This window comes from Paenibacillus sp. GM2FR (genome assembly GCF_002803325.1).
GTDB lineage: Bacteria > Bacillota > Bacilli > Paenibacillales > Paenibacillaceae > Paenibacillus_AQ > Paenibacillus_AQ lautus.
The window spans coordinates 610,857-632,018 of sequence record NZ_MKZM01000009.1 but is presented as its reverse complement, the minus strand read 5'-3'; the positions used below and the strand labels follow the sequence as shown (position 1 = coordinate 632,018).

Genomic DNA, 21,162 nt, shown 5'->3' with positions numbered 1-21,162 from the left:
GAAGGGAGTTTTTTTATCCGAGCAAAAACTGATCCGCCAAAGTAAACAGCAGAATCGTCAAACTAATCACCTGATTCAGGTTGTAGGAGGCGAGATGCATCCGTCTGCGGCTGGAAGGCTTGATGATGCGATGCTCCACAGCCAGCAGTAACACCGAGATGGCAATTCCCGTCAAGTAGAGCCAGCCCAAACCTTGGATAAAGTAAAGGGAAAGCAGCAGCATGACCATAATCCCGTGCAGCATTCTGGAAATGAGCAGTCCGCCCTCTAACCCAAACACGCGGGGAATGCTCCATAAGCCGGTGCTGCGATCGAATTCGATATCCTGCGTGGCGTAAATGATATCAAAGCCAGCAATCCAGAGCATCACGACGGTACCGATGATAAAGGGAATGAAGGCAAATTGCCCCGTGACGGCAAACCATGCCCCGATCGGAGCCGAAGCAATCGTGAAGCCCAGGTACAGATGGCACAGCCAGGTGAAGCGCTTCGTGTACGAGTACGTGCAGATCAGCACGATCGCTGCCGGCGAAAGTCCCAAGCAGAGTGGATTCAGCATCCCTGCCGCGAGAATGAAGATGGCAAAGTTAACGACCACAAATACGTATACTTCGCGAGGCAGCAGGAGCTTTCTCGGCATATGGCGATTTGCGGTTCGCGGGTTCGCAGCATCGAACTTCAAATCGGCGATGCGGTTGAAGGCATTGGCCCCATTGCGCGCGGCAACCAGCGCAATCAACGACCACAGCATGACATGCCATGACGGTACGCCGCCGGCGGCCCAGATCATGGAAATGATCGCAAAGGGCAGCGAGAACAGCGTGTGGGAGAACATCACCAGTTCTCCGAACATTTTGGTCTTATGAACGACTTTATACATCATCTGCATATGGATCCAACCTCATTCGTTTACGTTTGGGATAACCCTGCCAGCACCTTATCCAAGGCGCGGAGCATCGCTTCAATCTCTTCTTCCGGGATCATCATGGCCGGCTGGAAAGCCAGCACGTTTCGGCCGATGCCATTTTTGCCGATCATGAATCCTTCTTCCTTCATGCGCTCCAGAATGATATCCGTCCATGCAGCACTTTCCTCATCGGTCGCTCCACGGATTTCGGCCCCGGCCATAAAACCCTTGCCTCGGACATCGGCGATAAGCCCGTATCGGCCCTGCAGCTCCCTCAATCCTTCGATAAGCTGCCCGCCGACACGCAGAGAACGTTCGACCAAGCCTTCCTGCTCGATGTAATCCAATACGGCAAGCGCCGTGGCGGATGACACCGGGTTGCCGCCGAAAGTGGAGGCGGATGGTCGGTTTAGACTGGCGGCAATATCATCCGTCGTGGAGAAAGCACCGATGGGCACGCCATTGCCTAGTGCCTTCGCCATGGTCAGAATGTCCGGTACAATGCCGTAATGCTCGATCGCGAACATGCGTCCCGTGCGGCCGCAGCCTGTCTGGATTTCATCGGCAATCAGAAGGATGCCGTACCGCTCCAGCATCGCCTTCAGCTCACGGAAATACCAATCCGGCGGCACGATCATCCCCCCATTGCCTTGGATCGGCTCCACGATCATTGCGGCGAAGGTGTCTCCCTTCGCCGCGAGCACACTCGCCAAGGCATCCAGGGAGCGGCGAGCGGCAGCATCTTGATCCATGGCAGGATCATAGGGACGCGGAATAAACGTAGTCACCTCCTGGTCCAGGAAATCATCAGTACGCCACATCGGGATGCCGGTCACGTTCATCGTCAGGAAGGTGCGGCCATGAAGGCCGTATTCCAGCGCCAGAAAATTGCGGCGTTTTGTGTGCAGACGGGCGACAAGCAGCGCGCCTTCATTCGCTTCGGAGCCGCTGTTCACAAAGAACGTTCGCTTTAGGCTGCCAGGCAAAACGCCGTTTGCCAACCGCTCCGCCAGATCTGCCATCGGCTGGGTAAGGTAAATGGTTGACGTATGCTGGAGCGTCTGCAACTGTTCGATTGTTCTTGCCGTAATAGCTTCATTGCAGTGACCGCAGGCGACAACCGACACCCCCGTGAAGAAGTCGACATACCCTTTGCCATCATGGCCGTAAAGCTTATACATCTTGCCGCTGACGATCTGGGGCGGTTCTTTATAGAAATTGGCTGTGCAAGGGTAACCGTACTCCCGACGCTTTGCCACGATGGCTTCCGGACCGATATACGTCAGTTCTGCATGCGTCATGGATATTCACCTCTTTTGAATTGTTTTCGTTTCTCCCATGTTCTGTTCCGTGAAAATAGACCAAGGAAAATGGCACACATCGGGTTCATCTTGATACTCCGTCTCAAAGCGGATCTTATACTTCAGTCAGCTCCAGTTCCAGGGAATGGCCAAATTGGAGCGAACCGAGCGTGAACCCGGCGTAAATGGGTGCCATCCCTTGATACAGCCTGCCGCATGCATCCAGGTTCAGCGCAGCTTGACGATATGTCCGCACCAGGCCGCGAAGCTGCTCCGTCGTATACGTTTTTCCTTCAATACGGAAATGATTCACGCCCGCTTCGTGCAGCTCCTTCAAGAACGGCATGCAGCATAGCTCCTTCGCCAGCGCCAAGTGGTTACGCCCTGCGGCATCCCGGTATACGGGGTTCTCCCCTTTATCCGTAAGCAGCACGAGATGACGGTTATCCACGAACCGGTTGTCCTCTTCCGCTATGGGCTCGAACTCTGCCGCATTGGCATATAAATCATGCTCCAGATACATCACAATGGGCGAGCCGTGAACGATGATCTCGACGGGAATCTCCGGATGACGCAGCAACTTCGTCAAATCATGGAGCTGAAGCTCAAGGGACGGATTGATTCGGGATATGCCAAAATGGTCCTTATAAAACGAGGCCGCCGTATGGTTGTATATGTTCAGGCTGAAATCGGCAATCAGCGGCAACCCTAGGGATTGGAACTTGTGCATGGCACCGATGTTGGTCGCAAGCAGGCCGTCCAGGCCATAATGGTTATACTCCTTGCCTGCGCTGAGGAACTGATGATACTGCTCCATCTGAAGCTCATTCATCATGCGGGGCATGCCAAGGATGATCTCCGCGTTTCGTTTATCCGCCGTCAAGGCTTCGATATCTTCACGTCCAAACGGACGATCCGGCTGGAACACGTCGCCGGTCAGGTAGATGACATCCGCCCCTTCTTCTATTGCCGCACGGGCCTGCTCCACCGTGTTGACATGCACCGTAATTTGCGGAATCGACGTGCCCGGCTGCTCCCGCTTCGCAAGAAGAAGCGATTCCTTCACCTGGAGCACCCGTTCCTCCTTCATCTCGCGTTCCGCGGTAGGCGTGCTGAACACCTTCCCCGTACTGTAAAACTTGCCTGTTCCTTCATAACGGCGATTGATGAACTCCAGTCCCGGCTTGCCAAAGGCATAAGCTGTCGTGAAATCGCGCTTCCGGTTTTTATGCAGCGTATCCGCCCCGTCCTCGCGGTTATAGCCCAGTGGATCCGCAATGTAACGATCGATGGCATCCCCGTAAGAATTAACGACCATCAGCAAAAATTCGATGTCTCTCATGCGTCCTTCAATTTTGAAGCTGGTAATGCCGGACTTGATCAGCTCCGGAATATGCTCGTACATATACATATCTTTCGCCGCAAGCGGGTACTCGGTAGGATAGAGGTAGCCGTCTTTTTTCACCCGATAATCCCAGCGGCAAGGTTTCATGCATCGCCCCCGGTTGGAGCTGTTGCCGAACAGCATGGAGCTGTACAGGCAGTTAGCGCCATGAACGGTGCACATATCGCCGTGCACGAAGTACTCGAACTCCATTCCGCTCCTAGCCTGGAGCACCTCCGCTGTCTTCAAGTCCATCTCCCGCGAAGCCACGACACGGGAAACGCCCAATGCTTTGACGGCTTCAATCATCTCCAGATTGTGCACGTTCATCATGACCGAGGAGTGAACCGGTATATTCGTATAGTTCATCTCTTGAATCAGAGGAAACACGGCCAGATCCTGCGCGATAATGGCATCCGGGCCAATCTCGTTCAAAAAGGCGAAATAACGCTTCGCTTCCTCCAGGTCCTCTTCATTCATCAGGTTGTTCACTGTAATGTAGGCACGTTTACCGCGCTCATGGGCCAATTGGACGGCTTCTCTGACTTCCTCATAACTTAAGTTATAGCCTTTGCGCATCATGCGCATGTTCAAGGATGGTCCCCCGAAATATACGGCATCGCACTTTGCGTCAATGACGGTTTTGAATATCTCGAATGTTCCGGCAGGAGCCAGCAGTTCCACTTCTTTACCGTTAAAATAACGAGCCATCGTCCGTTCCTCCTCATCCGCCAAGTTTATTTTTTTCGATTGTAACATAATTCACAAATAACATTAGTGAATTAATTCACAGCGATTTTTACAGTAAGATTCCAATGCCGATAGCATTTCAACAACCGTTCCCGTTTCATATTGACCAACCATTCATTTAATAATAAAGTAAAGCGGATCAAGGGCTGCAATCATTGGAAATCGATGATCGATTGGAGGGTATTCTATTGGATCTGCACTATGAAGTGCACGGTAGTGGTAAGCCTGTTGTCCTTGTTCACAGCGGTGGAGCCGATATGCGGGATTGGAGCTTTCTTGTTCCTTCCTTATCTGAGAACTTTTACGTGATTGCCTTTGATGGCCGCGGAGCCGGACGCTCCCCATCTCCCGTTCAGCCGCCAAACTTTGTTGAAGATCTGTTGTCTCTTCTTGATCATCTGAATATTTCGCAAGCTGCGGTTATTGGACATTCTATGGGCGGCCGGATTGCCACGGAGTTCATAATCCATTATCCTGAAAATGCGTGTTCAAAAAGGGAGCGATTACAGGATATCTCGGTCAACACGCTCTTTATCATAGGAGATCATGAACTGCCCGATAACCAGCAGGTAGGGGAACAATTTCGGAGAGTTCCGAACGTTCGCTTTACCACCATCGCGGGAGCGGATCACATGGTCACATTAACGCATCCGGAGGAGTTATCCCGCGATATCACCCCATTCGTGAAGGAATGAAGATTTCATGCCGCGCACACCTAGCGAAAATGAACGCATACGCCAGATGGCGAAAGACAAAATTTTAGAAGCCGCCATGGATTTGTTTATCCATCAGGGCTACCACGCCACTTCCATTAGCGATGTAGCCAAGCAAGCCGGAATATCCAAAGGGCTGCTCTATAACTACTTTTCAGGCAAGGAAGGACTGCTGGCCGCTATGGTCGAGGAACGAATCGCAGGCGTGGCCGAAGTCATAGAAAATGCCGCTTCACTCCAAGCACCCGCAGATCAGTTGAAATTTATTCTGGAGCAAGCCATCGACAACGTCTATCGGCAGCCGGAAGTATTCCGTTTTTACTTGCATCTTCAAACCCAGCCCGAAGCGGATCAAGAGCTGTTTCCCTACAGCAAGCGTCTTGTGGAAGAGGCTGCACGACAGTTTGAGATTCAATGCCGTATATTCGAAGACCTCGGAGTTCCCGAGCCGCACAAACGCTCCTTGTACTTTTCTTCTACCCTGCAGGGCATCATGCTGATGATATCCACTTATCCCCAGCACTTCCCCATTGAAGAAGTGAAGGAGCAGATGCTGAAGGAGTTTTGCCCGTAACGAAAAAGAGCCGAGGTTACTCCTGTGTTTCAGGACGCCTCGGCTCTTTGCTGCACATACTGACTCCCTCCAAATAAATCTCCTTATGATATCGCTTCTCTCCTTGAACGCAGAATTCGATTAACTTTTTCAACTTTTTCTCTTCCTTCATGTCCTTAATCAGTTATGCTGTTAATAACAGGATCGACACGAGCGTGAGGAGGAAATGAACGATGGCTATTCACTGGCTGGAACCGGATATCGCCGAGTGCACCCGAAGAGGAATCGCCTACTTTACGTCGGAGCTGGAGATGGCGAACGGCCTGCCCTGCAAAATGTACCGCATTACCGAACAGTTCGGGAGTTTATCCGATCATATGCACGACTATCTTCAAATCTGGTATGTCAGCAAAGGCGAATTCATCCATACGCTCTATGGTCAAAAATACCGAATGATCCAGGGCAATATATTCGTCCTCCCTCCTTATAGCGTCCATCGCGTGGAGATGATACCCGGGAAAGAAATGGAGGTGCTGGGGTGCGAATTCATGCCGGCCTTCATCAACGAACGATTGGAGGGAATGCCGACCGAGCCGCAGCTGTTCGACCTTTCCTTCATCAAGCCTTTTATTACGACCGAAGACCGCGTCCCGCTCAAAATCACCTTGACCGGAGGCAGCGACCTCGCCGTAAAGGAGCTCTTGGCCGAAATGCTGGCCGAATACGGAAGCCGGGGGCCATTCTACGATATTCTGCTGAAGGCCAATCTGCTGAAGCTGCTGGCGATTGTGAACCGCGAGCATGCCGAGCAAGGCAAGCATATATCGGTAACCGCGGGCAGCGCCCCGTACCGGGAGCCCATTTTGGAATCCGTTCAATATATTCACGACCATTACGACCAGCCTCTGTGGCTGGAGGATCTCTGCGCGATGACGATGATGTCCCGAACGAATTTTTGCCGACGGTTCAAAGAAGTGACCGGCTGGACCTTCAGCCAGTACTTGGCTAACTACCGCATACGGATGGCCATGCGGCTGCTCACGGAGCCTGAACTCACGGTAACCGATGTGTGCTTCAAGGTCGGGTTTAACGAGCTTCCCTACTTCTGTCGTATTTTCAAGAAATACACGGGAACGACCCCCGCTTACTATAAAAAGAACGCTTTTAAAACCGTGGACTAGCGCCTCGGTACGATAATCCAATAAATAAACACGATAGTGAAATCGAAGCGATCGCTCACATGCTATACTCGGGGCAAGCAATAACGAAGAATCAACTGACAGGCTCATGTCATCACTGCATCATCAATCCACGATTTTGGAGGAGAACCGATGAACAAAATTACAATTGCCGTGATTGGCTGCGGCACGATTGCGAACAGCGCCCATATTCCGGCCTACATGGCCAACGAAGACGCTGAGATCAAATATTTCTGCGATATCGTGAAGGATCGGGCCGATGCCGCCGTTGCCAAATACGAATGCGGCCAAGCCATCGAAGATTACAACCAGATCCTGAACGACCCTGAGGTCGACGCCGTATCGATCTGTACGCCGAATGACGTTCATGCTTCCATCGCCATCGATTGCTTGCGGGCAGGAAAGCATGTATTATGCGAAAAACCGGCAGCCCGTACCTACGCGGAAGCGCTGGAAATGCAGAAGGTTCAGCACGAAACGGGCAAAACGCTCAATATCGGGGTGGTCAACCGTTACAATGAAAGCGTAAACAGAATCCGAAAAATGATCCAAAACGGCGATCTTGGCGAGCTGTATCACGTATATGCCAGCTTCCGTTCCCACCGTTCGATCCCGGGTCTCGGCGGCGCCTTCACGACCAAAGCCATTGCCGGCGGCGGCGCGCTGATCGATTGGGGCGTTCACTTCCTCGATGTCGTGATGTACTGTACGGGCGATCCGAAGCCGAAGACCGTCTCCGGCCAGGCCTACTGCAAGCTGGGCAAAGACATGGAGAATTACACCTTCCTCAAGATGTGGGCAGGTCCGCCGAAATATGACGGCACGTATGACGTCGACGATTTTGTCACGGCTCTCGTCCGCACGGAAGGCCCGACCATTTCCCTGAACGGCGCATGGGCGCAAAATATCGGCGCCGAAGAGATGTTCATCGACTTCCTCGGCGACAAAGGCGGCATCCGGCTGAAATACGGAGCGGACTTCACCTTCTACACTACGGAGGACGGCGCATTGATCGAAACCACGCCGAAATTCAATCTCGGCAGCATGTTCCAGAATGAGATCGACGGGTTCATCCGCTGCATTCAAACCGGGGAGAAGCAGCCTTCGCATATCGATACGGTCATCCTCTCCTCTCAGATCATCCAGGCGATTTACGACTCGTCCGACCAAGGCGCGGAGGTTTCGCTGCAGCCCGTTGCCCAGAACAGCCTATAACCTATAGTTCGAACGCCGGGGAGGCCCTTTTATCATGAAAAAAATCGGATTCATCGACCTGCATCTGGACCAATTCCACGCGAATAAATACCCCGGGTGGATTGAGCAGGCATCGGAACATGCCATGAAGGTCGTGTACGCCTACGGCAAAAGAGACAAAGAGAACGGGCTCACGAACGCTGCCTGGAGTCAGGAGTTTGGCATTGAGCTGCTGCCCACGATTGAAGAGGTGGTGGAGCGCAGCGATTACCTGATCGTGCTGTCGCCGGATAACCCGGAATTCCATGAGGAGCTGTCCCAGCTGCCGCTGCAATCGGGCAAGCCGACTTATATCGATAAAACGTTCGCGCCTGACCGCGAAACGGCCATCCGCCTGTTCGACCTGGCGGCAAAGCACGGAACGCCGATGTATTCGACGTCCGCCCTTCGTTTTGCCAGCGAATACACGGAGCTGGACCGAAGCGATATTCAAACGATCAGCAGCTGGGGACCGGGTGCCTTCGCCAATTATTCGATCCATCAGATCGAGCCGATCGTCAGCCTGATGGGGACCAGCCCGAAGCGGGTGATGTATATCGGAACGCCTGACTCCCCTGCCCTGCTGATCGATTTCGGGAACGGACGGCAAGCCACCGTGAATCATCTTGGGGATAACTGTCCTTTTACCTTGGGGATTAAGAATGGCGACGGGGGCTTCAAGCAGGTCACCGCGAATTCGAATTTCTTCGCCCTGTTCATCGAGAATCTGGTGAATTTCTTCGAAACGGGCGAGCCTGCCGTCAACTCGGCGGAAACCATTGCTGTCATCACGATTATTGAGTACGGATTAAAGGCGGCGAATACCCCTTATGTCTGGGTAGAATTGCCTCAATAGCGAAACCAAGGGTTCGTTACACATAGGAATATAAAAAAAGAGCTGCTCCAACAGGCCGTAAAGGCCAGGAGCAGCTCCTTTTCATGAAACCAAGCAAGCCGGAAATTCAGTTCTGAAGGTTACACTTCTTTCCGCTGAAAATAGACGAAGCCCGCGAGAAAGAATAGTAGAAACCCGCCCACCACCACGGTCATGAGATTCTGAAACGGCAGGTTGAAGGCGCCAAAATCGGCTTGACCCACGGGCATCATCGCCAGAAACGGCTGTGTCCACGGATAGTATGGAGCATACGTCTGCGAGTTGGCCACCAGCATGTTCGGTATGGTAAACACAACGTTCAATGCCAGCGGAGCGGCAAAGCTGCTCCATGCCGTGGAGACTCCAAGCTGCAGGGCGGCCAGCGGCAAGCAGGCAATCCAGCCACCAAGCACGCAGCGCAGCAGCATTTCCCACGGAATCGGAGCATCCACCTTGTGGATCAAACCGGCTCCCAACACGGCTCCCATGAACAGTAACTGCACCACGGCAAGCAGCATGGCTACCACCGAGAACTTCGCAAAATAGACGGCTCCGCGAGAAACCGGCAGGACGAGCAGCTGCTTCCATCCCCCGCCCGAATGCTCATACCGGCACACCATCGCACTAAAAATACCTGTTAGAATCGGGAGCAGCAGCATGGCATGCAAAATGATCATAATGCTGATCAGATGCTCCCATGGCGCAAGCTCCTCAGGCTTCCCATTCAATATGCCCAGCATCATGACCAGAATCGCGCACAGGAAAATCTGCGGCCACAATTTGGATTTGGACAGCTTAAGCCACTCGGCAGACACCGCTCTTATATAGGATGTCATCTTAATCCACATCCTTTCGGTTAAAATGAATCAGGCCCGCGCACGTTATCACTGCACCCAGCAGCAAGCCCGCTCCGATGACCTTGGCTTCTCCTGGCCCCATATAAGCCAGCAGCGGCCACTTTAACGGCATCCAATCAGGGAATTGCATGGCAAACATCGATACAACGGAGGCGGTAATCCCGATTCCAACCGCGATTCCCTGGTTCTTGAGGGTCAATGACATCCACAGCTGAAAGGCCAGCATGGGAAGCGCAGCAAATAATTGCACAAAACCGATGCGCAGCAGATCCAGATACGGCATTTGATCTGCGCCCATCCCCAGTAGGATGCCAAGCACGGCGGTACTGATCGACAGAAGGAGACAGGATACGCAGAGAATTAGGAAGGCCTGCAGGAACTTGGCACTAAATACTGCCGTTCTGGAAATAGGCAATGCCAGAAGCTGTTTCCATGAGCTCAGCTGATGCTCCACGTTGGCCATCAGCGAACAGACCAGCGTAATCCCGAGAAAAAGGGCAATCGGCACGAAAAACAGCACGTTCTCCAGCAGCCCGCCCCAGGGATCTGCCGCGTAGGATTTCATCAGGTAATCATAGCGAAGTCCGAAGTTCAGCCCTTGCATTGCTGCCAGTCCAATGGGACCGAGCGCAGCGAGAAACCAGATGCCTTTGCCCCGGATTTTCAGCCAATCGGCAGAAAGCGCACGGAACATCATACCCGGCTTCCCTCCCCTACGATCTGCATGAAGATATCCTCGAGCGACCTCCGCTGCTCTTCCACCCGGTATACCGCATGCTGGTTCTCCACCAAGCGCTTCACGAGTTGCGCGATCTTGGCATCCTGCATGCTCTCCAGTTCCAGCATCTGATTACGAAGAACTCCTTCACAGCCCAGGTCCAGCGCCAATCCGAGCGCTGCCTCCGGCTCGGATACCGATAAGCGGAAACCGCTGGAAGCCGTGGATACCAGATTGTCGATCGTATCCTGGAACACCATCCTTCCTTCACGGATAATGCCGACTTTGTCCGCCATCTGCTCGACCTCGCCCAGCAGGTGACTGGATACCAGCACGGTAATGCCGTATTGGCGCGGCATATTCTTGATCAGCTCCCGGATTTCATGTATCCCGGACGGATCCAGGCCGTTGGTCGGCTCATCCAGAATGAGCAGCTCCGGATGGTTCAGCAGGGCGGCCGCGATGCCAAGACGCTGCTTCATCCCGAGCGAGTATCCCTTGACCGGACGCTTGGCCTCCTTCGTCAAGGAGACGATCTCCAGCACTTCCGCGATGCGGGACTTCGGGCCGCCGGTAATCCGGCGAATCGCTTCCAGATTCTCTACGGCCGTCAAGTGGCCGTAATACGATGGGTACTCCACGAGCGATCCGGTCCGGCGTAAAATGTCCATTTTTTCACTCTTCAAATCCTTGCCGAACAAATGAATCGCGCCACGCGTTGGTTGAATGAGTCCAAGCAGCATGCGGATGGTGGTTGTTTTTCCGGCACCGTTCGGTCCCAGGAAGCCATAAATATCGCCGCGGGCGATCTCCAGGTTCAAATCCACGACTGCCGCGCGTTTTTTGTATATTTTATATAAGCCTTTCGTTTGAATGACGAGTTCCGTCACGTTCATCACCTCAGGTATATATCCTACATGTCCAAGGTTAAATGCCGGTCGACCCCAAGTTTAAATTTACTTTAAAAAAACTGGCAGCCTATCCAAACGGTTATTTCGTGAAAAGAGCTATGAGTCACTTGGTGCAGCTAAGGCCGCTCCGGTGCCGGATCTTTCTTCCGATCGCTGTTAAATCCAGAAAACCGGAATTTGCCCAGCGGGGGTTTCCCGGATTTATTGGCGAACGCTTCGCTTCTCCAGCAACGATTCCGTCCCCTTCGCTGGTGTACACGTGGAATGTTCATAGTAAAAATCGGACGTACCCAAAACCATAAATGCCTCCCCCGCCACTTTTAAATCATATATGGTCGACAGCCATTCCAAGAATACCCAGGAACACGAACGCTTGTGTAATTCCGCAACCAAAAAAGGAACCGGCAAATTCCGATTCCTTCTCGTATATCCAGTGGTTCGTAATCACTTTCTATGACAGCCTCAAGCGGTTTGAATCCTTCACTTCTCAGCCTAAGTGCTCATAACAGAGAAAAGTCACCTGAATTGCATATGACTCCCGCTAGAAATGACCTCGCTCTTCGCCCGCATGTACACCCTTTGTTTACTCACCGCTTCCAGATGCGGATCCTCGTCCCCTCGTCCGAGCTTTCCACATGGCATCCAAGTCCCATTTCCCTTGTCAGGTGCTCCACGATGGCCAGGCCGATGCCTGTGCCTTTGTTGCCGGAGTCGCTTTCGATTCCCGGTCCGCGATCCGAAATGACAAGCATGCCCTCATGCCCCTCTCTCTCCTCGGTATGAATTCCGATGTACTGCCCGGATTGGGCGTGGCGGACGACATTTTGGAACAGATTATCAAGAAGCCTTCGGAACCACAGCACGTCCACGGTCCAGCTCAGCGGCTCGTCACGCACCTGGATATCGGGCTCGATCCCCGCCTTCTCCCATACGGGATACCAGGCCGCCGCGCTTTCCTTGACGATTCGCAGAACGTCGGTCGGCTCCATGCTCAGCTGCACCCTGCCGCTGGTGAGCAAGTTGTAGGACAACAAGTTGTCGATCAGGCCGCTTAAATCCGAGATTTTCGATTCGATGAGGGACAACGATTCTTTCCCCTTCTCGCTCAGCGGCTCCCGCTCCATGGAGAAAATATGGCTTCGAATCACCGTCAGCGGGGTTCTGAGATCATGGGACAAATTGGCGATCAGGGATTTGCGCAGCTCTTCTTCCTCGCGCTGGCGGCGCTGCCCCTCCACTAATTGGATGACCATATCGTTATAGCCCTCTTCCAGCTGTCCAATCTCGTCATGCTTGGTTAACGTAACCGGCTGCGGTATGCCCTTCACCGTATGAGGTGACGTCATGGCAAAGCGAAGTCGCAGCAGCCGCTTGCGGATGCGCACGAAGAACAGCCAGGAGACCAGAATGAACAGTCCCGACATCGAGGCCATAAACAGGCCGTACAGGGCCGTTTCGCTCGCAATAGGCTGCTGGACATGGAGGTATTTTCTCGGCAGCTGCATGACCATGAATCCTTCTCCCGATCCCTCTCCTCCAATAAAAGCCACGGAGGTGAACGGATCGCCATCCAGGGAGCTTTTCATAAATTGCACGGTGTAGAGCGCGCTCCATACCTCGGGAACGTTAGGCTGCACCGGCAGCTGCAGCCTGGTCTCATTGCCTCCATCCACCCAGAACATGGAGATTTCCGGATACTCCTGCCGTATTGAATTCAGCTTCTGTTCAATGGCTTCCCGCGAAGCTCCGCTTAATCCGGCTGCTTCCTCGTGCCACATTTTCTCTAACGCGGCACCGCTGGTATACTTCCCGACAGGGGCCGGCGGCCGATCCGAGAACGTATCGTTCACGAACCAGTAGAAAATCGACGCTAACGGAAACATGATCGGCATGAATATCATGGCCATCGAAATTAACAGCAAATACCGGTTGGTCAGCGAATTGCGGAACCTTCCCTGCTTCCTTTTCCATCTCATGCTCTCACCCGGTAACCAAGCCCGCGAACGGTCTCAATAATCTCCGGGGTGGCAGGATCCCGCTCGAGCTTCTCCCGAAGGTACCGGATGTGGACCATGAGCGTCTTGTCTCCTTCGATATAAGACTCTCCCCAAACCGATTCGTAGATTTGCTCCTTGGTCATGACACGCCCCTGGTGCTGGAGCAAGTACATAAAGATTTGATGCTGCTTGCCTGTGAGCAGCGTCTCCTCGCCGGTATCTTCGTTCACGATCCGATTCTCGGCTTCATATACGGATAAGTGCTTTACTCTCATGGGCTCCGCGGACTTCACGACAGATCGGCGCAGAAGCACCTCCAGACGGGCAGCCAGCTCGTCCGGATGGAAAGGCTTTGTCAAGTAATCATCGGCAAACTCGAGCCCCTGCAGCTTATCGTCAATGGAGGTTCGGGCCGACAGCATCAGGATAGGCAGTCCGGGATAGGCCTTTTTGAGACGCTGCCCGACCGTGAAGCCGTCAAGCCCCGGGAGCATGACGTCCAGAACAACGACCGCACACGGAGCCGCTTCCTCCACGGCCTTCTCTCCGCTCAGCAGCCACCGCACCTCATACCCCTTGTCCCTAAGAAACTCACTGACCCATCCGCCGATCTCCCGGTCGTCCTCGATATATAGAATGCATGCGCTCATAAGCCATCTTCCTTTCTCGTGCTAATATTCATCTCCCCTGAGAAGGGGCTCCCTAGATCCTTTAAGACAAAAAAACCGTATCTATTTAGCTATACATGATTCCATCATTTGTCATTGTATCATGGGATACCAAGCGTGCAGGCATCTGATTCGCTAACCTGCCTTGATCCTCCATCGCCTTTCTCTGAATCTAACTCCGTGCACTCCACGCCACTTTATCTTACGGCCCTTGCGTGATCCGGGCACCCTATGTATCCAATACTCCGTAATGCAGGCTCAGCTGCCTTGCCTTCTCCCTTAGCATATCAACGATCTCCGGAGGTTCAATGACTTTCGCCTCCATACCCAGACGCAGGAAGACTTGAGCGACATATTCAACATCATTGCGATCGACGACGGTATCCACAACGCCCCGGTGCTCATCTTGCATGGCCACCTCGTCCTCCAGCCACGGAATGCTCTCGCACTGTCTTGCCCCTTCCCTAGTCAGCTCGGCGTATAATCGAACAGGCTCCCGAATGGGATAGTCCTCAAGCCATTCCTGCATGCTAATGTCCGCCACACAGATGTTATCGGTTAGGACTAAGGATTCCATCCGGTCCATGCGGAACAGGCGCACCCCCTCTTTCTCGTGCTCCACGGCGGGCATATACCATAAACCATCCTGGGCATAAACGCCGATCGGCAGCACTTCCCGGTCGCTCGTACCCGATTTGGAACGATAGCTGATCCGTACAGCCCGCTGATGTAGAGCGGCTTCAATGACGTCTTTTAGATAGGGGGAGCCTGCCGTTCTGCTTGGACTCCAGAATGTCAGCACCGATTCCAGACGGCTGATCATCATTTTGGTATCCTCCGGAAATCCGGCCAGCAGCTTGCGTGAGGCAGAGCCGATATTCAGCTCAAACGGTAACGAGGTATAACGCTTCAAGGCTTGGAAGGCAAAAAAAATAGCAAACACTTCATCTTCATCGAACAGGATCGGCGGAAGAACGCGACTCTTCAACGTACGGTATCCCCCGTGCCGCCCTTGCTCGGTATATAAAGGAACGCCCATATCGCTGATCTCGGTTAAATACCGGTGCGCCGTGCGAACGGAAACGCCGAACTCATCGGCCACTTCCTGAGCGGTAAAGCTCCTTTTGGCATTGACATACATCATGACATCCATAAGCTGCTTCGCTTTTGACATAATACCCTCCTTACACACAATAACTAGACAATAATTGTCATGTTTATAAGATATGCTATTGCTGTGTCAAGGTCAAAACGATACAAGAAAGGAGCCCTCATGATGAGCGACCACATGGAACGGGCCATCAAGGTAAACGGTGCCCGAAACAAAAACCTGCGTAACGTAAGCCTGTCTATTCCCAAAAAACAAATCACGGTATTCACCGGTGTGTCGGGTTCCGGCAAATCCGCCATGGTCTTCGATACGATTGCCGCGGAATCCCAGCGTCAGCTGAATGAGACGTATTCCAGCTTTATCCGTCATCGCCTCCCGCATTACGGGCAGCCGGAGGTCGATTCGGTTGAGAACCTGTCGGTCGCGATCGTAGTCAATCAGAAAAGAATCGGCGGCAATGCCCGTTCCACCGTAGGAACCATCACCGATATCCATTCCTTGCTGCGCTTGTTATTCTCCCGGATAGGCCAGCCTTTTGTCGGATATTCGGATGTGTTTTCCTTTAACAACCCGCAAGGCATGTGCCCTCATTGCGAGGGGCTGGGCAAAGTGAACAGCTTTCGGATCGAGAACTTGATCGACAAGGAGAAATCGCTGAACGAAGGCCCCATCCGGTTCCCGACATTCCGCCCGGGGGAGTTCCGCTGGAAGCGTTATGTCGCCACAGGCCTGTTTGATAATGATAAGAAACTGAAGGATTACACCGAGGAAGAATGGGACACGCTGCTGTATAAAACTGGCTTTAAACCGCCGAACCCGACGGAGGAATGGCCGCCCACCTCGTATTATGAAGGCATTATCCCGCGATTCGAGCGGACATTCCTGAGCAAGGATTCACGGGATGCGAGGACTTATAGGGAAGCCATCGATCAAGTGGTGGCCGAGACCGCCTGCCCGTTATGCCACGGCGGAAGACTGAATCAGGAGGTGCTCTCCTGCAAAATCAACGGAACCTCCATCGCCGACTGTGCACGGATGCAGGTCAATGAGCTGATCGCCTTTTTGCAGACAATCCGGGATTCGGCGGCAGCAACCATCGTGGAAACCTGCATAACTCGGCTGGAGCAGCTGCTTCTGGTCGGGATCGGCTACCTGACGATGGACCGGGAAACCTCGACCCTGTCCGGCGGCGAGTCCCAGCGCATCAAAATGGTGCGCCAGTTGGGGAGCAGCTTGACGGATTTGACGTATATTTTTGACGAGCCCAGCATCGGCCTGCATCCGCACGATGTGCACAACATGAACCGCCTGCTGCGACAGCTTCGGGATAAGGGAAACACGGTCATCATCGTGGAGCATGATCCCGACGTCATCGGGATTGCGGATCATATTGTCGATATGGGGCCGCGAGCCGGCACCGCTGGCGGTACGATTGTATATGAGGGAGACCCGGAAGGGTTGCGGCACGCCAACACCCTGACAGGAAAATATCTCAGTCAACGCGCCCGGTTAAAGTCCGCGGTCCGGGAGCCGGCCGGATGGCTGCACATAAAAGACGCCTCCCTTCACAATCTGAAGCAGGTGTCCGTGAGCATTCCGGCCGGAGTGCTCACGGTGGTAACAGGCGTTGCCGGCTCAGGTAAAAGCACGCTCATTAACCAGGTGCTGCCAAACATTTATCCAGAAGCCAACATTATGAACCAGGATATGATTCAGGCGTCCAACCGCTCCAATATCGCGACGTTTACGGGCATTTTTGATGCCATCCGCAAGCTGTTCGCCGACGAGAATCAGGTAAGTCCATCCCTGTTCAGCTTTAATGCCAAGGGGGCTTGTCCGGTGTGTAACGGCTCCGGCACGATTACGATGGATCTGGCTTTTATGGACAGCCTGGTTACGGTTTGCGAAGCCTGCCGGGGCCGCCGCTTTCATGATGACGTTCTGGGCTATCAACTTCGCGGTAAAACCATCAGTGACGTGCTCGCCATGACCACCGACGAAGCGCTGGATTATTTTGCGGAAAAGGGCATCGTATCCGCGCTTCAGCGTATTCAGCATGTTGGACTGGGTTATTTGACGCTCGGTCAGCCCTTAAGCACGCTGTCGGGAGGGGAACGGCAGCGGGTGAAACTGGCAGCGGAGCTCGATAATACAGGTGAGATTTACGTGCTGGACGAACCCTCAACCGGTCTCCATCTGTCCGATTGCGAGCGGCTAATGTCCATCATCAACCGACTTGTCGCTCAGAACAGCACGGTCATTGTGATCGAGCATAATCTGGACATCATCAGCCAGGCCGATTGGATTATCGACATGGGACCCGGCGCGGGGCAAGACGGCGGAAATGTCCTGTTCTCCGGCAAACCGGCCGATCTGCTGAAACACCCGCATTCCCTAACGGCCAGATATTTACGGCAGTTTCAAGGCTAGACATCTAGGCCTTCCAGGCTCTCATACGGAAGACCCTAACGGTCAAAAAGACCCCGAGCACCCCTTAGGGGCTCGGGGTCTTGCCATGTTTCGCTGTATTAGTCAGGAAAGGGCCTACTCCAATATGACGGTCGTATAGGGCGGCAGCGTTAAGCTGTTACCATCCAATGCCGCGCTGTCGTCGGTTGTTCTCGCCAATGACTGGAATACCGCAGATCCGTTCTTCGATGCCAGGTCCACCGCCTGCTCCGTACCCGATAGGTTATGAACCACTAGGGCACCGCTATCGTTTGTACGGCGGATATAAGCCATCACCTGCCCATTGCCGGAAGCAAAGGATTCAATCGTACCGCTGTTCAGCGCAGGCATATCATGCCGCCAACGGATCAACGTGCGGTAACGGGATAACAAAGAGTCCGGGTCTCCCGTCTGCTGCTCCACGCCCTGTACCTGATCGCCCCGGTTATGCTTAAGCGGCTCCCAGGTCGTCTGTCCCTTATCGCTGCCCGTATTGGACCAGATCATCGGCTCGCGGATTTGTTCGTCCGGCTTCGCTCCCTTCATCCCGATCTCTTCTCCGTAATAGATAAACGGATTGCCCGGCATGGTCAGTAGAATGCCCGCGGCCATCTTGGCGTGGTTCTCATTGTCCTTCAGCTGCGATATGACACGGTTCATGTCATGATTTGTCAAGAATGCGGCATCCGTAAACCTGCCGCCCGATACCTGGCTGAACAAACCATAAGTCCGCTCCAAGGTAAAGGCCAGATTGTTATCCTTCTCGTTCATCACAGCACCGATGATGCTCTCGCCCAGTCCGAAGTTGAACCCGGAATCAAACGCGTTATCCAGATACGGCGCAATGACCGCAGCGGAATTATCCCAAATTTCACCGACAATATACGCGTCCGGATTCACCTCACTCATGCTGGCGCGGAATTCCTGCCACCATGCTGTATTCTTGGCCGTTGTCGCCTCGCCTTTATCGGACATCAGATCCTCATAAATATGTTTGGCTGCATCGATCCGGAACCCATCAACACCGAGCTCCAGCCAGAACCTCCCGATCTCCTTCATCTCCTCGCGGACCTGGGGATGATCGAAGTTCAGGTCCGGCATTCCGCCCCAAAACGTGCCCATGTAATGGGCTCCGTTCATCTCGTGCCAAGGCGAACCACTGCCTGCCGCGCTGGCCCCCGAAGGGGACTTCCCTTGATCCTCAGCCCAGATGTACCAATCGCGGGTCGCCGAAGCCTTGTCTTTCGCAGCCTGCTTAAACCAGGCATGCTCCGTGCTTGTGTGATTGACTACCAAATCCACAATAATTTTGATTCCGCGCTTATCCGCTTCAGCAAGCAGCGTCTTGAAGTCATCCATTGTTCCGTACTCCGTATGGATGGAACGATAGTCGGTCACATCATAGCCATGATAGCTTGGCGAAGGATTGATCGGCATCAGCCAAATCCCCGTCACGCCAAGATCCTCTGAAGTTTCCGGATTTCCGTCATTCAGATAATCCAGCTTCTCAATGACGCCTTGTAAATCACCGATCCCATCCCCATCGGAATCATAGAATGAGCGTACAAAAATTTCATAATAGACATCGGAGGGCTGCTCGTCCACCTCCGCTGTTTCCATTGTTGCGGGCGCTTTCGGATCCGGCTGTTTCGTTTCCGGTGCCGCTGGCGGCTTAGCTTCCTCTTGCGGTGGAGCCGCTGTGTCGCTGCAGCCTGCCAGCAGACTTCCCGTAAGCGCAATGGCGGCGAGCCAAAGAGGCAGCCCCCTGCGTTTTCCCCATTGATTACGTATCACGTTGTTTACCTCCTGTTCGTTGCAGCAGCTGAAGTTCATCCAGTTACTGCACTTATCTATTCAAATGGATCTCTACAGCAATTTAGATTAGCGCAAACGTTTGTATTCGATTCCACTATTGTTTTCCAGTAAAACGGTTACGTTCTGTGGTTCAACTTAAAATTCATCTTCTTTCGTAGGTGAGGACTCGTTTTTATCCATCCATATCATAACCCACTTCTTTTCTTTGTTAAATCGTTTGCACAATGCCGTTTTGAGTTGTTTGTCGGGCTTTTCTGGCCATAATAACGCCCTTTCTCCCGTTTTCTAACCCTTGCTTCCTTTTTGATGCATTTGTGAAATAATTGCGCTGGACTGACTTGGATACGTATTTACAAGCCTATCGATTAACGTTAATATAGCAGTGTGAAACCGTTTAACATACCGGATCAATATGGCTTTAAATCAATAGGTATCATGTATACTCAGGGCCTGACAGACCCACAATTAAATAAAGAAGAACGGTCCGCGATTAGCGGAAGTTACTCTTCTGAATTAAGAGAGAACTCCAGTAGTCGCTTTCTTATTTTCAAAAAAACGCAAACGGTTCCACTGGAGGTCCTATTATGTCTGTAACGATTAAAGATGTTGCAAAACGAGCGGGCGTATCCCCCTCCACCGTCTCACGGGTGCTATCCAATCATCCTAGAATCAGTCGCGAAACCTCGCGTAAGGTGAAAGAGATCATGGAGGAAATGGGCTACCATCCCAATATTATGGCCAAGAGCCTTGTTTCCAAAACGACGGAAAGCATATGCGTCATTCTGCCGAAACCTGCGGAAGAATTGTTCCTCAACTTATTCTTCATGGAACTGATCCGCGGTATCGTCACCCAAGCGAACCGCTCCGGATACGACGTCGTTCTCAGTTCGGGCGGCAACGAGAAGGAAGAAGTCGAAGCCGTATCCCGGCTGCTTAACGGTCGCCGCGTCGATGGAGCCATTTTGCTGTACTCCAGGCAGGACGATAAGGTGGTCGATTTTCTCAAGTCCAACAACTATCCGTTCGTGCTTGTCGGCCGGAGCGAGAAATACCCGGATCTGTTATCCGTCGATACGGATAATGTGCAGGCTGCCTATGATGCAACCAAGCATCTGATCTCTCTTGGACATCAACGAATCGGCTTTGTCAGCGGCCCGCCAAACCTGATCGTATCTCAGGACCGGATGAAAGGCTATGGCAAAGCGCTTGCCGATGCGGGTCTGGAGATGAGAAAAGAATGGATTGTCGAAGGCGAGTTCCTCCAGGAGAGCGGCTATCGCGCCATGTCCTTTTTCATGAACCTGCCTGAACGTCCGACGGCGCTTGTCATTGTTGACGATATTGTCTCTTTCGGCGTGCTGCGGGGACTGCATGAGCTAGGGTATAAGGTGCCCGAAGATGTGTCTATTATCAGTTTCAACAACATCTCATTGACCGAACTATCGACCCCGCCGCTGAGCAGTGTGGACATCGGGATTTATAACCTGGGTTATACCGCCTCTCAAGCCCTAATCCAGACCATTCGTAACGATGATAATACGATACTGCCGCACCGCTATATCATTCCGCACCGGTTGATGATCCGCGAATCCTCGATGTTTTCGCTGCCGAAGCCTTAAGGTCCCGATCGAGTCGCGGAAGATACACGAAGTATTTTCAAAATAAAGAAGCATCGTGGTGCTTCCTTTATTTTTGCAGTTTGGTTCAAACGTTTGCACTAATT

The 21,162-nt window shown here is 52.9% G+C and carries 17 protein-coding genes; 7 read left to right on the top strand and 10 right to left on the bottom strand.

Translation table 11 applies throughout. The features are described from left to right. Nucleotides 1-13: 13 nt before the first annotated feature. The 3 genes from PAEVO_RS23830 to PAEVO_RS23820 all read right to left on the bottom strand — a co-directional run bounded on the left by PAEVO_RS23830 (nt 14) and on the right by PAEVO_RS23820 (nt 4,303). Nucleotides 14-889: a UbiA-like polyprenyltransferase gene (locus PAEVO_RS23830; protein ID WP_100539998.1), complete on the bottom strand. Its 876-nt coding sequence runs from the start codon at nt 887-889 to the stop codon at nt 14-16. 20 nt (nt 890-909) lie between these two features. Next, nucleotides 910-2,208: an aspartate aminotransferase family protein gene (locus PAEVO_RS23825; protein WP_100539997.1), complete on the bottom strand. Its 1,299-nt coding sequence runs from the start codon at nt 2,206-2,208 to the stop codon at nt 910-912. Between the two features lie 115 nt (nt 2,209-2,323). Continuing rightward, the gene (locus tag PAEVO_RS23820; protein WP_100539996.1) at nt 2,324-4,303 is read right to left on the bottom strand and encodes a peptidase U32 family protein; all 1,980 of its coding nucleotides are present in this window, start codon (nt 4,301-4,303) and stop codon (nt 2,324-2,326) included. Between the two features lie 227 nt (nt 4,304-4,530). Here PAEVO_RS23820 and PAEVO_RS23815 point away from each other — a divergent pair, with 227 nt between their 5' ends. The 5 genes from PAEVO_RS23815 to PAEVO_RS23795 all read left to right on the top strand — a co-directional run bounded on the left by PAEVO_RS23815 (nt 4,531) and on the right by PAEVO_RS23795 (nt 8,896). Beyond that, the gene (locus PAEVO_RS23815; protein WP_100539995.1) at nt 4,531-5,037 is read left to right on the top strand and encodes an alpha/beta fold hydrolase; all 507 of its coding nucleotides are present in this window, start codon (nt 4,531-4,533) and stop codon (nt 5,035-5,037) included. Nucleotides 5,038-5,044: 7 nt separating this feature from the next. Beyond that, nucleotides 5,045-5,629 (top strand): TetR/AcrR family transcriptional regulator, encoded by a 585-nt coding sequence (locus PAEVO_RS23810; RefSeq protein WP_100539994.1) that lies wholly within the window; start codon nt 5,045-5,047, stop codon nt 5,627-5,629. A 212-nt stretch (nt 5,630-5,841) separates the two neighbouring features. Further along, the gene (locus PAEVO_RS23805) at nt 5,842-6,789 is read left to right on the top strand and encodes a helix-turn-helix domain-containing protein (RefSeq protein WP_100539993.1); all 948 of its coding nucleotides are present in this window, start codon (nt 5,842-5,844) and stop codon (nt 6,787-6,789) included. A gap of 150 nt (nt 6,790-6,939) precedes the next feature. After that, the gene (locus PAEVO_RS23800; protein WP_071222181.1) at nt 6,940-8,022 is read left to right on the top strand and encodes a Gfo/Idh/MocA family protein; all 1,083 of its coding nucleotides are present in this window, start codon (nt 6,940-6,942) and stop codon (nt 8,020-8,022) included. 34 nt (nt 8,023-8,056) lie between these two features. Further along, nucleotides 8,057-8,896, top strand: coding sequence for a Gfo/Idh/MocA family protein (locus PAEVO_RS23795; protein WP_100539992.1), 840 nt, complete (start codon nt 8,057-8,059; stop codon nt 8,894-8,896). Nucleotides 8,897-9,015: 119 nt separating this feature from the next. Here PAEVO_RS23795 and PAEVO_RS23790 read toward each other — a convergent pair whose 3' ends face one another. From PAEVO_RS23790 to PAEVO_RS23760, 6 genes are all read right to left on the bottom strand, one after another. Further along, entirely contained in the window at nt 9,016-9,750 is a 735-nt protein-coding gene (locus PAEVO_RS23790) for an ABC transporter permease (protein ID WP_100539991.1), read from the bottom strand. Nucleotide 9,751: 1 nt separating this feature from the next. Beyond that, nucleotides 9,752-10,468: an ABC transporter permease gene (locus PAEVO_RS23785; protein WP_100539990.1), complete on the bottom strand. Its 717-nt coding sequence runs from the start codon at nt 10,466-10,468 to the stop codon at nt 9,752-9,754. Further along, a complete protein-coding gene (locus tag PAEVO_RS23780) occupies nt 10,465-11,385 on the bottom strand; it encodes an ABC transporter ATP-binding protein (protein WP_394058340.1) in 921 nt (306 codons plus the stop codon). The genes PAEVO_RS23785 and PAEVO_RS23780 overlap by 4 nt, the downstream gene beginning before the upstream one ends. Before the next feature lie 602 nt (nt 11,386-11,987). Then, nucleotides 11,988-13,376: a sensor histidine kinase gene (locus PAEVO_RS23770; protein ID WP_100539988.1), complete on the bottom strand. Its 1,389-nt coding sequence runs from the start codon at nt 13,374-13,376 to the stop codon at nt 11,988-11,990. After that, on the bottom strand, nt 13,373-14,047 hold the full coding sequence (locus PAEVO_RS23765) for a response regulator transcription factor (RefSeq protein WP_100539987.1): 675 nt from the start codon (nt 14,045-14,047) through the stop codon (nt 13,373-13,375). The genes PAEVO_RS23770 and PAEVO_RS23765 overlap by 4 nt, the downstream gene beginning before the upstream one ends. A gap of 247 nt (nt 14,048-14,294) precedes the next feature. Next, nucleotides 14,295-15,239: a helix-turn-helix transcriptional regulator gene (locus PAEVO_RS23760; protein WP_100539986.1), complete on the bottom strand. Its 945-nt coding sequence runs from the start codon at nt 15,237-15,239 to the stop codon at nt 14,295-14,297. A gap of 102 nt (nt 15,240-15,341) precedes the next feature. Here PAEVO_RS23760 and PAEVO_RS23755 point away from each other — a divergent pair, with 102 nt between their 5' ends. Continuing rightward, nucleotides 15,342-17,606, top strand: coding sequence for an ATP-binding cassette domain-containing protein (locus PAEVO_RS23755; RefSeq protein WP_100539985.1), 2,265 nt, complete (start codon nt 15,342-15,344; stop codon nt 17,604-17,606). Nucleotides 17,607-17,720: 114 nt separating this feature from the next. On the opposite strand, the gene PAEVO_RS23750 is transcribed toward PAEVO_RS23755, so the two are convergent. Next, complete coding sequence (locus PAEVO_RS23750; protein ID WP_100539984.1) at nt 17,721-19,418, bottom strand: alpha-amylase family glycosyl hydrolase; 1,698 nt, start codon at nt 19,416-19,418, stop codon at nt 17,721-17,723. A gap of 605 nt (nt 19,419-20,023) precedes the next feature. On the opposite strand from PAEVO_RS23750, the gene PAEVO_RS23745 reads away from it, so the two are divergent. After that, complete coding sequence (locus tag PAEVO_RS23745; RefSeq protein ID WP_100539983.1) at nt 20,024-21,058, top strand: LacI family DNA-binding transcriptional regulator; 1,035 nt, start codon at nt 20,024-20,026, stop codon at nt 21,056-21,058. Nucleotides 21,059-21,162: the final 104 nt, after the last annotated feature.